The organism is Sphingobacterium spiritivorum (assembly GCF_016724845.1).
Classification (GTDB): Bacteria; Bacteroidota; Bacteroidia; order Sphingobacteriales; family Sphingobacteriaceae; genus Sphingobacterium; species Sphingobacterium spiritivorum_A.
The window spans coordinates 2,972,370-2,986,152 of sequence record NZ_CP068082.1; the positions used below are offsets into that span (position 1 = coordinate 2,972,370).

At 39.7% G+C, this 13,783-nt stretch carries 11 protein-coding genes; 7 read left to right on the forward strand and 4 right to left on the reverse strand.

Annotated features, from left to right (window positions below; genetic code table 11):
* Nucleotides 1–401: 401 nt before the first annotated feature.
* The 7 genes from I6J03_RS12435 (at nucleotide 402) to I6J03_RS12465 (ending at nucleotide 9,685) form a co-directional block, all read left to right on the forward strand.
* Nucleotides 402–3,443, forward strand: a complete 3,042-nt coding sequence (locus I6J03_RS12435) for a tetratricopeptide repeat protein (RefSeq protein ID WP_039990470.1) — start codon at nucleotides 402–404, stop codon at nucleotides 3,441–3,443.
* Nucleotides 3,444–3,449: 6 nt separating this feature from the next.
* Nucleotides 3,450–5,180 carry a TonB-dependent receptor gene (locus tag I6J03_RS12440; RefSeq protein ID WP_003000429.1) on the forward strand — a complete coding sequence of 577 codons (1,731 nt, stop codon included), beginning with the start codon at nucleotides 3,450–3,452 and terminating at the stop codon, nucleotides 5,178–5,180.
* A 40-nt stretch (nucleotides 5,181–5,220) separates the two neighbouring features.
* A complete protein-coding gene (locus I6J03_RS12445; RefSeq protein WP_003011077.1) occupies nucleotides 5,221–6,285 on the forward strand; it encodes a hypothetical protein in 1,065 nt (354 codons plus the stop codon).
* 36 nt (nucleotides 6,286–6,321) lie between these two features.
* Entirely contained in the window at nucleotides 6,322–7,023 is a 702-nt protein-coding gene (locus I6J03_RS12450; protein WP_003000423.1) for a MotA/TolQ/ExbB proton channel family protein, read from the forward strand.
* A gap of 31 nt (nucleotides 7,024–7,054) precedes the next feature.
* Nucleotides 7,055–7,465: an ExbD/TolR family protein gene (locus I6J03_RS12455; protein WP_003000420.1), complete on the forward strand. Its 411-nt coding sequence runs from the start codon at nucleotides 7,055–7,057 to the stop codon at nucleotides 7,463–7,465.
* Between the two features lie 75 nt (nucleotides 7,466–7,540).
* Entirely contained in the window at nucleotides 7,541–8,362 is an 822-nt protein-coding gene (locus I6J03_RS12460) for a hypothetical protein (RefSeq protein ID WP_003011075.1), read from the forward strand.
* Nucleotides 8,363–8,374: 12 nt separating this feature from the next.
* Nucleotides 8,375–9,685 carry a bifunctional folylpolyglutamate synthase/dihydrofolate synthase gene (locus tag I6J03_RS12465; protein ID WP_201693714.1) on the forward strand — a complete coding sequence of 437 codons (1,311 nt, stop codon included), beginning with the start codon at nucleotides 8,375–8,377 and terminating at the stop codon, nucleotides 9,683–9,685.
* 58 nt (nucleotides 9,686–9,743) lie between these two features.
* Here the strand turns inward: I6J03_RS12465 and I6J03_RS12470 are convergent, their stop codons facing one another.
* The 4 genes from I6J03_RS12470 to I6J03_RS12485 form a co-directional block, all read right to left on the reverse strand.
* Entirely contained in the window at nucleotides 9,744–10,766 is a 1,023-nt protein-coding gene (locus tag I6J03_RS12470) for an asparaginase (RefSeq protein ID WP_003011070.1), read from the reverse strand.
* Between the two features lie 8 nt (nucleotides 10,767–10,774).
* Nucleotides 10,775–11,554, reverse strand: coding sequence for a TatD family hydrolase (locus tag I6J03_RS12475; RefSeq protein WP_003011069.1), 780 nt, complete (start codon nucleotides 11,552–11,554; stop codon nucleotides 10,775–10,777).
* 120 nt (nucleotides 11,555–11,674) lie between these two features.
* Complete coding sequence (locus I6J03_RS12480; protein ID WP_201693716.1) at nucleotides 11,675–12,673, reverse strand: FKBP-type peptidyl-prolyl cis-trans isomerase; 999 nt, start codon at nucleotides 12,671–12,673, stop codon at nucleotides 11,675–11,677.
* Between the two features lie 19 nt (nucleotides 12,674–12,692).
* Nucleotides 12,693–13,703 carry a DHH family phosphoesterase gene (locus I6J03_RS12485; RefSeq protein ID WP_003011066.1) on the reverse strand — a complete coding sequence of 337 codons (1,011 nt, stop codon included), beginning with the start codon at nucleotides 13,701–13,703 and terminating at the stop codon, nucleotides 12,693–12,695.
* Nucleotides 13,704–13,783: the final 80 nt, after the last annotated feature.

Below are 13,783 nucleotides of genomic sequence, written 5' to 3' on the forward strand. Positions count from 1 at the left end.
AACGCCATTGGCCTTAAGCCAGTGGCGTTTGATTTTACAGAGATGTTTAGAGATTTTATCATCTTAATTTTCCGTTATTAATAAGATACTTAATGCGATGTTTAAAGGGTAATTGCTACTGTAATTGTCTTTGTATAGAAGGCTATAACGGAGTTGGAAACGAAAAGAAATATACAGCCGGATTTTTTTTGAGAAGGTATATTTTTTTTGTTAAATGTACGTTATAGTATCAGTTCCTAACAGGTGTTAATAACTTTTGAGGAAAACTTGCTTACGAAGTTCTAATTTAGTATTTTGAAATAGGTGTATCCAGTAAGTATGTGTTCGGGAAAAGTATATTTTTAAAGCCGTATTTCACCCGCAAAAAAGAAGATTTAATAGAAAAAGATTACTTCGTTATTATGAATAAAAATATTTACAAAGTAGGTATTGCTCTGAGTTTAATGACCACGCCGGTTTTTGCGCAGCAGACGGCCTGGCAAGATCTGAATAAAGCCTTCAAGTCCGGTATGGAGCTTTTTGAAAGAGGAAAATTCAGTTCAGCAGCCAAACAGTTTGATAAAGTGGAAGAGATCAGGACCAAATCTACTTTGCAATTAGACGAAAATGAGGAGTTGACTCTGCTGAAAGAGAATGTACGCTACTATCAGGCGATCTGTGCCTTAGAGCTTGGTGACTCAGATGCTGAGGGAAGATTTTTGAAGTACATCAAAGATTATCCGGCGAGTCCTAATTCCAAAGCCGCATACTTCCAGATCGGTCGTTCGTATTACGCAAAAAAAGACTATAAAAAAGCCATTGAATGGTTTACGAAGATCGATGGTAAAAATCTGGCCGGAGCCGAAAATACAGAGTACCGTTTTAAGTTAGCGTATTCCCGGTTTATGACAGAAGATTATACTTCTGCAAAACCCGTATTCGAATCACTGAAAGACCAGAAAAGTGAATATCAGGAAGCATCGATCTATTACTACGCATACTTGTGCTATCTGGATGCTGAATATAAAACTGCACTTAATGAATTTGAACGCCTTCAGGGATCAAAAACTTATGAAAGCAGTTATCCGTATTACATCACAGCTTTATACTTCCTGGACAAGCGATATGATGATGTACTGAACTATGCATTACCTATTCTGCAGACAACAAAACAAGATAACGAAACAGATATGTTCCGTGTTATCGCAGCAACGTATTTTATCAAGGGTGATCTGAAAAAATCTAAAGAGTATTACGATAAATTCCAGTCCCAGGATCAGGGTAAAACACAGAATAATCAAGACAGTTACCAGATCGGTTATATAAATTACAAGCTGGGTGATTATGACAAAGCAATCACTGAACTGGAAAAAATGACCGAACCGGATGCCTATTACCAAAGTGCGATGATCACATTGGGAGATGCATTCCTGAAAAAAGGAAATAAACAAAGTGCCCGTAATGCTTTTTTCCGTGCATCAAAATTAGACTTTGATCCGCAACTGAAGGAAGAAGGGCTTTTCAATTATGCTAAGTTGTCTTATGAGCTGGAATTCCATCAGGTTGCTTTGGATGCCATTCAGGAATATATAAAGACCTACCCTAACAATGTGCGTAATGAAGAAGCACAGACATTGTATGCCGAGATTCTGTTGAGTACCAAAAATTACAGAGCAGCGGTGGATGTATTGGAGTCGGTTAAGAAAAGAGGTAAAGAAGCTAATGCAGCTTATCAGAAGGTAACATATTACCGCGGTCTGGAATATTACAATGAGCGTGCTTTTGAAAATGCGATATCCATGTTTATGCGTTCTGAAGCGAACCGTTATGATGAAGAGATCAATGCACTGGCCATTTACTGGAAAGCAGAAGCCATGTATGAGGTCAGAAAATATAAAGAGGCAACCGCTAACTTCAATAAGTTTCTGAGTCTTCCTGCAGCCAGAAATACCGATGTCTATAATTATGCAAATTATGCCTTAGCGTATGCTGCTTTCAGAAATGAAAACTACAATACATCGGCAAACTACTTTGAACGTTTTCTTTCCATGGGCGGCAAAGAGGGCATCGAACTTAATACCCGTAATGATGCTATCGCACGTCTGGCAGATTCGTACTTTTCATTAAAAAACTACGGTCGGGCAATGACTGAGTACGACAAGCTGATCAATTCCAAGGCACAAAGTCAGGATTATGCTTTATTCCAGCGTGGAATTATTCAGGGATTACAAGGAAACAGCAGTGGCAAGATCGCTACCCTGCAGTCTGTAGTACAAAAGTATCCGAAGTCTAATTATGCAGATGATGTGGCTTTTGAAATCCCTTACACATACTTTACACTGGGACAGTATGATCAGGCGATTTCAGGATTACAATCGATGGTAGAAAAATACCCTCGAAGCAGCTATGTTCCACGTGCTTTGGTGACTATCGGTCTGGTACAATATAATCAGGATAATAACGACGCCGCTTTAAAAACTTTCCAACGTGTGGTAGATCAGTATTCTACTACGGACGAGGCTAAGCAAGCGATGCGTTCGATTGAAAATATTTATCTGGATAAAGGAGATGCAACAGGATATATCCGCTATGCAACAGGTACTAATATCGGAGACCTTTCAACATCTGAACAAGATTCGCGTGCATTCTCTACTGCGACTACACTATTCTCCAGAGGTAATTATCAGGGAGCAGTAGAAGCCGTAAATGCATATTTTGATAAATTCCCTAAACCTATTCAGGAGAAATACGCACGATTTATCCGTGCAGAAAGTAACGCTGCTTTAGGTAAAAATCAGGAAGCATTACACGATTACAATATTATTCTTAATGACTGGACCAGTGCTTATACAGAACGGGCATTAGTAAGTGTTTCGCAGCTTTATCTGAAACAAAAACAATATAATGAAGCCGTTCAGCAATTGAAAAAACTGGAATTGACCTCAGAATACAAGTCTAATTATGCATATGCGATCAACAATCTTTTGGTCAGTTATTTTAATATCGGAGATTACAAAGAGACATTGAATTATGCTGCGTTAGTCAAAAACTACGAAAAGTCTTCAGAGGAAGAAATCGGTACAGCTCACCTTTACGCTGCTAAAGCATATCTGGCAACAAGCAAGCCTGCTGAAGCAACTAAAGAACTGAATCTGGCGGCATTGAAAAGCAAAACGGCAACAGGAGCAGAAGCAAGATACTTGGTCGCTGAGCAACAGTTGAAAGCGAAAGAATACGATAAAGCAATTAAATCAGCTTTTGATATTTCAGATTCATTTTCTTCGTATGATTATTGGGTAGCAAAAGGATTTATTTTGATGGCAGATGCATATACCGGTAAAGGAGATGCATTCCAGGCCAAATCAACTTTAGAAAGTATCATCGATAACTATGAAAATAAGGAAGATGGTATTCTGAAAACAGCTAAAGAAAAATTACAAAAATTAAATACAACAAAGAAATAGGAAATAATGATGAAGTTGCAAAATACTGTGTTTAAGAAATGTGCCGTGGTAACCTTGTTATTAGGCGCAGGTTTTAATGGATTTGCTCAGCAAGAGCCTACAGACAAAAAACCAGTAACGATTGATTCGTTTGATGTTGTGCGTGATTATAAGCCTATTCTTGCGGATGCGGTGAAAATCCGTCGTAGTCCCGACATGACCAACAAAAGAAGCTACATGCCAAAATTGACATATGGTAATGTAGTAGATAAAAAATTGGACATCAATACCGGTCTTTATAAGCTTGATGTTAAGGAAACTCCTTTTTCTCAGATTAATGATCAGACCAGCAATTATGTGAAATTAGGTATCGGTAATTTTAATACTATCCTGGGAGAGGGATATTTCTCCTACGATCAATATGAAAATGTAAGAATCGGTGGTTTTGTGAAGCATCTGAGCCAAAAGGGTGATATCGAAAATCAACGTTTTTCAAAACAAGAAGTAGGTGTATTTGGCAGACGTGTCTATGATGCCTTTACCGTTGATGGATTAGTCGGATATAATCGCTATGCCACCCGCTTCTACGGAAACCCGTTGGATGTAAATGGTGTATCACTGAATCCGGATCCGGAGAAACAAGCTTTCAATGATATCTATTTCACCGGAGAGCTGACCAGCAACTACGATCCAAACAATGAAAATGCACTGAGCTACTCAGCAAAAGCGGATGCTTATACATACAAAGACCAGTTTGCGGCCAAGGAAAACTCTATTGCCTTGTCAGGTTACCTGAACAAGAGAATGCGTGCATTCAATATCGGAGCAAACCTTAGTGTGGATGTAAATAGTATTAACGGTACTGACAATGTAGACGGCAAAACCAAGAACTCTGTTGCCAGTATCAATCCATACATCAGCTTCAAAGGAGATAATTATGTGATTACATTAGGAGCTAATTTAGTTTCAGAATTCGGAGATTCTTCCCGGTTCAATGTATTTCCTTCTGCAGAAGTAGACTTCTCCTTAGTTCCGGAATATATTCATCTGTTCGGGGGGGTAAACGGAAATGTTAAGAAAGCATCTTTGCGCTCATTCACCAATCAGAATCCTTACCTGAGTCCTGATCTGAGTATGATCAATACTATAGAAAGATTGAATTTCTTCGGAGGTATAAAAGGAAATGCCGGAGCAACATTTGGCTATAAGGTACAGGTAATGTACAAACAAATTGAAGGACTTCCTTTATTTGTCAATAACAGAGAAACACCTTACCGTTTTGATCTTGTTTACGACGGATTGGGAGAAGATGCTGCTAAATATTTCGGTTTACAGGGAGAGATTAATGTTCGTTTGTCGGATGTAGTCAATTTGGGAGGTCGTCTGAATATTGATCAGTACACTATGCAACAGGAAGAAGAAGCATGGCATATGCCTAAAATGAAACTGGCCGCAAATGCACGTTTTAACATCTCTGAAAAACTGTATATCGATGCAGAGGCACTGTTCCAGGGAGATACCTATGCCCGTGAATATACATACACCGTCAATGGAAGTACAGTAGATATTTCTCAAGGATATAAGAAAGTGACATTACCATCTTTCTTTGACCTGAATGCCGGAGCAGAGTACCGTGCAACTAAACATTTAGGGATCTTTGTGAAAGCAAATAATATATTCAATAAAGAATACCAACGCTACCAGTACTACCCTCGTTTAGGATTTAATATACTGGGAGGGCTTAATTACTCCTTTTAATTTAAAATAGTAACTTTGCGTCCCAACGATATTGATAAGGATGAATTTAGGAAAAAGCATAAATCATGTACTGAAAAGACACACCGAAGTAAAGGTAAATGGAATAGGTGTCTTTAAGCGAAAACATACTCCTGCGACTTTTGATCAAAGTCGCAATGCTTTTTTACCGCCTATCAATTATCTGGAACTGGATACGCAGGCGGATACCGGCTATGACTTTGTCACATATGTACAGCGTCAGCAACAGGTAGATCGTAATCAGGCAGAGTCCATTGTTCAAACGGAGGTTAGCAAGATCAAAGAGGAGTTGTTGCAATCCGGTCAGGCCAAACTGGATGATCTTGGATATCTGGTAAACTATGGAAATACTTATGTATTTAAACCTTTAGACCTTACCGGATTTCATTTTGAACCCATACAGGACGTAGACGATAAGATCCGGAGTTTAGAAAAGGAGATTATTCCGTCGCAGGAGACAATACCGGCAAAAGTACTGCCTCCGGCAATACCAGTACCGGAAGTACCTGTAGAAAGAGAGCAAGCAAAACCTGTAGTACAGGAGCCTGTAAATACGATCAGAGAAGAGTTTGTATTTGAGGATGAGCGAAGATCGAGTAATACCATTTGGTATATTATTTCAGCAGTAATAGCAATTGGTCTGATAGGAGGGCTGTACTATTGGGATACTTACTATAATAAGCCGCAGACTCCGGCTCCTGTTGTAAAACAGGATACGTTGAGAGATACAATTCCCTCAACTCCTAAAGATACCGTTGCAGGATTAGTACCCTTAGATACAACAGTTCATGAGATGCCTGCAAAGGATAGTGTAGAAATACATCCGGGAGCAAAGGAACCACAAGCCGGGCATGAATACCAGATCGTTATCGGATCACATGCGGGATGGACAATGGCAAAAGAACAGGTCGATGCCATGCATAAGAAAGGATATACACAAGTCTATATCCATGAAAGCAAGAAGTCCAAGAAATGGAAAAAAGTAGTCTGGAAATCATTTTCAACACTTGAAGAAGCACAGAAGGAACTGAAACATGTTCAGGAGACAATTGAACCTCAGGCCTTCTACGAACGGATAAAGAATTAAACTGAAAACTAGAACATTAAATATTTAAATAGCATTATGTCATTGATTCAAGACACAGCATTAGCATTAGACTCGTTAGGTCAGGCAGCACAGCAACCTATACAGATGGCGACACAGGAAGAAACAAATCTGATCCAGCTTTTGATGAAAGGCGGATGGATTATGTGGCCCATTGCCTTTTTGTTTTTCTTAGGATTGGTCATCTTTCTGGAACGTTATATTACCATTCGTAAAGCGTCTAAGTTTGATAACGGATTGATGTCACAAATCAAAAGTAACGTGATGTCTGGTAAACTGGATGCCGCTGTAGCAGTGTGCCGTTCCAGTAATACACCTTTATCGAGAATGTTGCAGAAAGGACTGTTACGTGTAGGTCGCCCTATCAAAGATATAGAAGGAGCTATCGAGAACATCGGTAAGATCGAAGTCTCTAAACTGGAGAAAAATATTAATATTTTAGGGATTATTGCAGGTATCGCACCGATGCTTGGTTTCGTAGGTACGATCTTCGGGGTAATCCAGATCTTCCGTGATGTGGAGGCTGTAGGTGGTATTGATATCGGTTCGGTATCAGGAGGTCTCTATGTGAAAATGATTTCGTCCGCATCCGGATTGACTGTTGGTATCCTGGCGTATATCGGATATCATGCACTTAACATGATGGTAGAGCGTTTGATCCTTAGAATGGAAACGGATGCAGTAGAATTTATTGACTTATTAGACGAACCGGGAGCATAAGCTATAAGGCTCTTTTAGAAAGGATTTAATTATGAATATTCGTAATAGAAGGAACAGACCTTCTGCCGAGGTACATACTGCAGCATTGAATGATATCATGTTTTTCCTGATGTTATTCTTTCTGTTGGCCTCTGCCGTGTCCAATCCTCAGGTCGTGAAATTACTTTTACCAAGATCAAGTGCGGGAGAACAGTCTGTGGCCAAGAAAACCATGACCGTATCCATTACAAGTGATCTGCAGTATCACGTAGATAAACAGATAGTTCCATACGAGAGTCTGGAACCCTTAATACAATCAAGAATGGCATCCGGAGAAGAATTGACTATTATGCTTTATGCAGACAGTAGCGTTCCTATCCAGAATGTAATTTCTGTCATGGATGTAGCGAACAGGTTAAAAATTAAGTTAGTATTAGCAACAGAGCCGAGGAAAGATAAATAGTATTGTTACTTATTATCTGATCAAAAGGCCTGATTTTTGACTGTTTAATTTTGATTTTTTAATTTTGATTATATCATGCAATATCATCTTCAAGAAGAAAATAACCTTCCTAAAGCATTAGGGATATCCTCCATAATCATGGGGATATTAGTTGCTATAGGTTTTTTCATTGTGTTCAACAAGGAGTTGCCAAAGATTGGTATGGGAGGTATCATAGTCAACTATGGTACTTCGGAAGAAGGGATGGGAGATGATTATATGAGCGTAGAGGAACCTTCAATGGATCCCAATGCCAATAATGTAAAGCCGGATAAAATAGATCCGACAGAAACACCTACTCCAACCCCTACACAACAGGTCTCTGATGATGCTGTAGCGACTCAGGATATTGATGATGCACCGGCTATTACAAAGACAGAGAAACCCGTGAAAGTAAAAGCGACAGAGACAACGACGGAGAAGAAAAACAGTACACCTGCTGTCAACCCCAATGCATTGTACAAAGGAAAGAAAAATAACGGAACGGGCTCCGGTGATGGTACCGGTACTACACCGGGTAATCAGGGGAGCAAGTTAGGAGATCCTCTGGCACCGAATTATGGTGAAGGAGGTTCCGGAGATGGCAATATGATGTTATCGATTGCCAACAGACGTTTCGTTGTAAGACCCAATATTGATGACAAAGGTCAGCAGTCTGGAAAAGTTGCCGTAGAAATACGTGTAGCACCTAACGGTACGATTACATATGCACGTGCAGGCGTTAAAGGGACTACTTTACCTGACCGCTCGTTATGGGAGAAATGTGAAAGAGCCGTGCGTGGTGCCCGACTGAATGAATTGGAAAAAGCACCGGATTCGCAGACAGGAGTTATTGTATTCAACTTCAGAGTTAGATAAGTTTCATTTGCTATGAAAGCATATAAAGAGGTAATCGAGTATCTGTATACTCGATTACCTATGTTTACCCGTGAAGGTGTTTCTGCCTATAAGAAAGACCTTGATAATACCATCGCACTTTGCCAGGCGTTAGGCAATCCTCAGGACAAATTCAAATCTATACATATTGCAGGTACAAACGGCAAAGGATCTTCCTCCCATATGCTGGCTTCGGTACTGGCATCAGCAGGATATAAAACCGGTCTCTATACCTCACCGCATTTAGTTGATTTCAGAGAGCGGATCCGGGTCAACGGAGAAGTTATCCCCGAACAGGATGTTATAGAATTTGTCGAAACACAGCAATCTCTTATAGAAAAGGTACAGCCTTCATTTTTTGAAGTGACAGTCGCCATGGCATTTGATTACTTTGCAAAAGCTCAGGTAGATGTCGCTATTATCGAAGTAGGATTAGGCGGACGCCTGGACAGTACAAATATTATCCGTCCGGAGCTATGTCTTATTACAAACATCGGTATGGATCATATGAATCTGTTAGGAGATACCTTGCAGGAAATAGCAGGGGAGAAAGCTGGCATTATCAAAGCAAATACCCCGGTTGTTATTTCTGAAAGAGATCCGCGTACAGCACAGGTATTTGAAGAGATCGCTGAGGAAAAAAAGGCTCCGATCCGGTTTGCATCGGATGTATTGGAAGCAACGATTACTTCCCGCCATCTTTCTGGTATGCAGGTATCTGTCACTGACAAAATAACTTCTCTGACAGAACAATATGATCTTGATCTGACGGGGTCATATCAGTTAAAGAATCTAATAGGAGTTTTGACGGCAGTTGAAGAGTTAAACCATATAAACTTTACTATTCCTTCTGACCGGCTCCGGGAAGGTCTGAGTCATGTTCAGCAGTATACAGGATTGCAGGGAAGGTGGCAGACAATCTATACAGAGCCGTTGACCATCTGTGACACCGGACATAATGAAGATGGTATTCGTGAAGTTCTTAAAAATCTCCAACTTACGCCTTACAAGGTACTTCATATTGTAATGGGGGCAATGAAAGATAAAGACCTTGAACATATCCTGCCTTTACTTCCGAAAGAAGCAATATATTATTTCTCCAGCCCCGATATGCCCAGAGCGATGCCTGCAGAAGAACTGTCTGCTGCGGCCTTAAGTTATGGTCTTCAGGGAAAACCTTACTCCAGTGTGATGCAGGCGTTCACTGCTGCAAAACAGGCTTATCAGGCAGGGGATTTGGTTTTTATAGGAGGTAGTAATTTTGTGGTGGCAGAGGTTTTGACTGCTCTTGAAAATAAAGCATAAGAAAAGGAGTTGCTACACAAATAGCAACTCCTTTTTAAGATATCATCGTAAAATTTTCCTAATCATTTACAGTCAGCTCACCCCGGATATCTTTTTCTATCCAGTACGCTACATCTTTTTGATCTTCAAATTCTCCCTGTAAGTACATAAGTTTGGTTACTGCTGCTTCAAAGGTCATATCATAGCCATTCAGCACTCCGATTGATTTCAGTCCCTGACTTGTTTCATAGCGTCCCAGTTCGACAGATCCAACTTTACATTGGGAGATATTCAGAATATTTTTACCCTTATCTATCGCTTCCTTTAACAGGTCGAGAAACCATTCATCTGTAGTCGTATTACCGGATCCAAATGTTTCCATGACGATAGACCGGACATCCGAATTCAGTATGGTACGGATAGTATTGGCATTCATTCCCGGGAAGAGTTTCAATACAGCCACTCTGTCATCCAGTTTCGTATGCAGGATAAATTGTTTATATCTATTATCTAATAGGGCTTCATTGTTATACTTCAGGTGTATACCAGCTTCTACAAGAACAGGGTAATTTGGAGAGCGAAAAGCTTCAAATTTGGCTGAATTGTATTTGAAGGAACGGTTTCCTCTGAATAATTTGTTGTCAAACAAGATACATACCTCCTGAATAAGGGAAGTTCCGTTCACCTGAGCAGATGCAATTTCCAATGCCGTCATGAGATTTTCACGGGCATCTGTACGAATTTCGCCAATCGGAAGCTGTGATCCTGAAAGGATAACCGGTTTTTGTAATCCCTCCAGCATAAAACTCAATACAGAGGCAGAAAATGCCATTGTATCTGATCCGTGAAGAATCACAAACCCGTCATAGTGGTCATAGTTTTGCTTCACAATATTGGCCATCTCAATCCAAACTGTTGGATTCATATTAGAAGAATCAATGATAGGTGTGAAGGAATGTACCGTGAGTTTGTAATTCAGTCTGCTCAGATCGGGCAGATTCCGGGCAATCAGTTCGAAGTCGAAAGGTACAAATGATCCGGTCAGTTCGTCTTTGACCATTCCGATAGTACCGCCTGTATAGATAATAAAGATATTATGCATGTCTTATTTTATATTCCGAATATGCGTTTTGAATTTGCTGTGGTGACAGCTGCTACTTTTTCGATGCCGACTTCATGTAGATCGGCTACTTTCTCTGCTATGTAATGTAAATAGCTGCTTTCATTGGGTTTGCCCCTGAACGGAACCGGAGCCAGATATGGAGCGTCAGTTTCCAGGACGATATGTTCCAGATCGATTTCTTTTACCACAGCATCCAGACCTGATTTTTTGTAAGTGACTACGCCACCTATCCCTAATGCAAATCCAAGGTCAATTGCCCTTTTGGCCTGATCTAAAGTACCTGTGAAACAATGCAAGACACCGAAGAGCTTATCATCTTTAAGTTCATCGAGTAATTCAAATAATTCATCAAAGGCTTCTCTGCAGTGTATATCTATAGGCAATCGCAAATCTTTGGCCCATTGTACCTGAATACGGAATGCTTCTTTCTGAATATTCAGTGTCGTTTTATCCCAATACAGGTCAAGTCCGATTTCGCCTATAGCATATACTTTATGTGTGGATAAAGCCTCTTCAATGGAGGACAATTCTTCTCTGTAGTTTTCTTTTACATCGCAGGGATGAAGACCCAGCATTGGAAAACAGTTTTGAGGATAAGCATGCACCGTATCCATTACTTTTGGAATAGATTCGGTATTTACATTCGGTAAAAATATACGTTCAATACCGCGGTCAAAGCATCGTTGCATTTGTTCCTCCATTAGCGGAGTTCCAATGTGATAATAAAGATGGGTATGTGTGTCTGTTAAAATATAAGGAGTAGGCATGTTAAGATGCTGTTAAATCGTGGCTAAATTTAGCATTTTGTGAACAGACGACCTAATTATAAACGAAAAAACACGATTTGGTTAACCAAATCGTGTTTTTATTAATAAAATTTTAAATTTCTATTTTGTTTTTGGAGCTGCCTGTGCAGTCGGAGCAACATTTACAGGAGCTGCCTGTGCAGGTGCCGGTTCTGTTTTAGGTCCCGGTACAACATCCACTAGCTCTACTTCAAAAATCAAAGGAGCATATGGAGGAATAGCACCGCCACCACCACGCTCGCCATATCCTAATTGTGAAGGAACGATGAAAGTAGCTTTACCACCTTTGTTTAATAACTGCAATCCTTCTGTCCAACCCTGGATTACAGGATCATGACCAATACGGAAACGGATAGGTTCGTATTGACGCATTGCGTTGTGAAGTTTGTTCTTTTTAGCCGCTTCAGCATTGTTTGTATCAAATACTTTTCCTGAAGTCAGGGATCCTGTGTAGTTTACAACTACAGTATCACCTATAGCAGGTTTAACACCTTTACCCTGATCTTTGATAACGTACTGAAGACCGGAAGCAGATTTCTTAGGCTCTAATTTGTTAGATTTGATGTATCCTGCAATTTTGCTTTCCTCAGATTTTTTCAAACCTTCTAATTCACCTTCAAAGTATTTGTTGATTTGTGCGTAAAGAGCAGAATCAGTCAGGTTACCTTTTTTGAAATGCTTTCTGACTTTGATTGTAAAGGTTACAAATTTATCTGCAAATTCAACTTTAGGCTGGCTCATTTTAGCTGCCATAGTATCTACATTCAGACGGAATACCGCACTGTCACCTTCTCCTAAGAATTTGAACATAGAGTTGTAATCTCCTTTGTAAAGTCCAGGGATACTATCTGGTGCAATATTTACGATTTGCGGTAAACCTAATTCGTACGTACTGTTTAATACAGAGTCTCTGTCAGAAGTAATGACCATATCTACAGATAACAAATCACCTGCTTTGGCTTTGTCGCCACCGTTGTCTTTTACTATTTTGTATTCAAGACCACCGTCACCTTTTTTAAAGTTCTGGCAAGCAGTTGATAATAATGCAACTGCTGATAATAATAGAATTGATTTCTTCATTTCTGTTTATTCACTATAGTTATTTTATTAATATTTCGTTGTATTCCGGTAATATGGATTTAAACTTATGGACTACACTTTGCAAATCTCCCTCGGAACTTCCGCCTGCCGCATTAAAGTGACCGCCTCCGTTGAAGTGTTTTCTTGCGATCTCATTGCAAGGTACATCACCGATTGAACGCAAAGATAATTTTATTAATTCAGTTCTGTCAATAATTAATGCAGCTAAACGAATTCCTTTTACAGAAAGGGCATAATTAACCAATCCTTCGGTATCACCAGTGGTCACCTGAAACTGTTCAAGATCTTGCTTTGAAACTGCAAAAAGAGCTGTATTATACTCATGAATGACTTCTAAACGGTTCAGCAAACAATGTCCCAGAAATTTTAATCTGTTTTCAGTAGAACTGTTATAGATATGTTCGTGGATCTCCCAGTTGCGGGCGCCTGAGCGGATCAGTTTGGAAATGATCTCATGCACCTGTTCTGTAGTCGATCTGAATCGGAAAGAACCGGTATCTGTCATGATCCCTGCATAAAGACAGGTTGCAATCTCAGGAGTAATTTCGGAAACTTCATCAACACAACCTTCAATAAAAGTATAGATTAATTGAGCTGTCGCAGCAGCCTGAGGATCCCATAACCGGTAATCATCAAATCCTTCAGGATCTAAATGATGATCGATCATGTATTTTTTTGCTGTAGATGCACGAAGTACACCTTCCATAACATTGGTACGTGAAAGCGCATTGTAATCCAGACAAAAGATAAGAGAAGCCTCATCTATAAGAGATTGACACAATACCGTCTGATCAGGGTAAATTAATACCTCATCCCGGCCGGGTAACCAGTCCAAAAATGTAGGAAAGTCAGATGATACAATTACATGGACATCATGATTTTGGTTTTTTAACCAATGGTATAATCCTAATGAAGAGCCTAATGCATCCCCGTCTGGTTTATGATGGGTCGTGATAATTATTTTATCTGATTTGGATAGTATTTCTTTATTCTCGTTTCGTGTCAGCATAGCCAATTTAAGATTGCAAACCTACTACAAAAAATTAGTATTTGGAACTATTTTCTGAATGATTTATTTGATTTTAACCT

Bases quoted from the DNA above. Each gene is read 5' to 3' on its own strand.
- I6J03_RS12435 (WP_039990470.1), top strand. From the start codon at position 402: ATGAATAAAAATATTTACAAAGTAGGTATTGCTCTGAGTTTAATGACC.
- I6J03_RS12440 (WP_003000429.1), top strand. From the start codon at position 3,450: ATGATGAAGTTGCAAAATACTGTGTTTAAGAAATGTGCCGTGGTAACC.
- I6J03_RS12445 (WP_003011077.1), top strand. From the start codon at position 5,221: ATGAATTTAGGAAAAAGCATAAATCATGTACTGAAAAGACACACCGAA.
- I6J03_RS12450 (WP_003000423.1), top strand. From the start codon at position 6,322: ATGTCATTGATTCAAGACACAGCATTAGCATTAGACTCGTTAGGTCAG.
- I6J03_RS12455 (WP_003000420.1), top strand. From the start codon at position 7,055: ATGAATATTCGTAATAGAAGGAACAGACCTTCTGCCGAGGTACATACT.
- I6J03_RS12460 (WP_003011075.1), top strand. From the start codon at position 7,541: ATGCAATATCATCTTCAAGAAGAAAATAACCTTCCTAAAGCATTAGGG.
- I6J03_RS12465 (WP_201693714.1), top strand. From the start codon at position 8,375: ATGAAAGCATATAAAGAGGTAATCGAGTATCTGTATACTCGATTACCT.
- I6J03_RS12470 (WP_003011070.1), bottom strand. From the start codon at position 10,766: ATGCATAATATCTTTATTATCTATACAGGCGGTACTATCGGAATGGTC.
- I6J03_RS12475 (WP_003011069.1), bottom strand. From the start codon at position 11,554: ATGCCTACTCCTTATATTTTAACAGACACACATACCCATCTTTATTAT.
- I6J03_RS12480 (WP_201693716.1), bottom strand. From the start codon at position 12,673: ATGAAGAAATCAATTCTATTATTATCAGCAGTTGCATTATTATCAACT.
- I6J03_RS12485 (WP_003011066.1), bottom strand. From the start codon at position 13,703: ATGCTGACACGAAACGAGAATAAAGAAATACTATCCAAATCAGATAAA.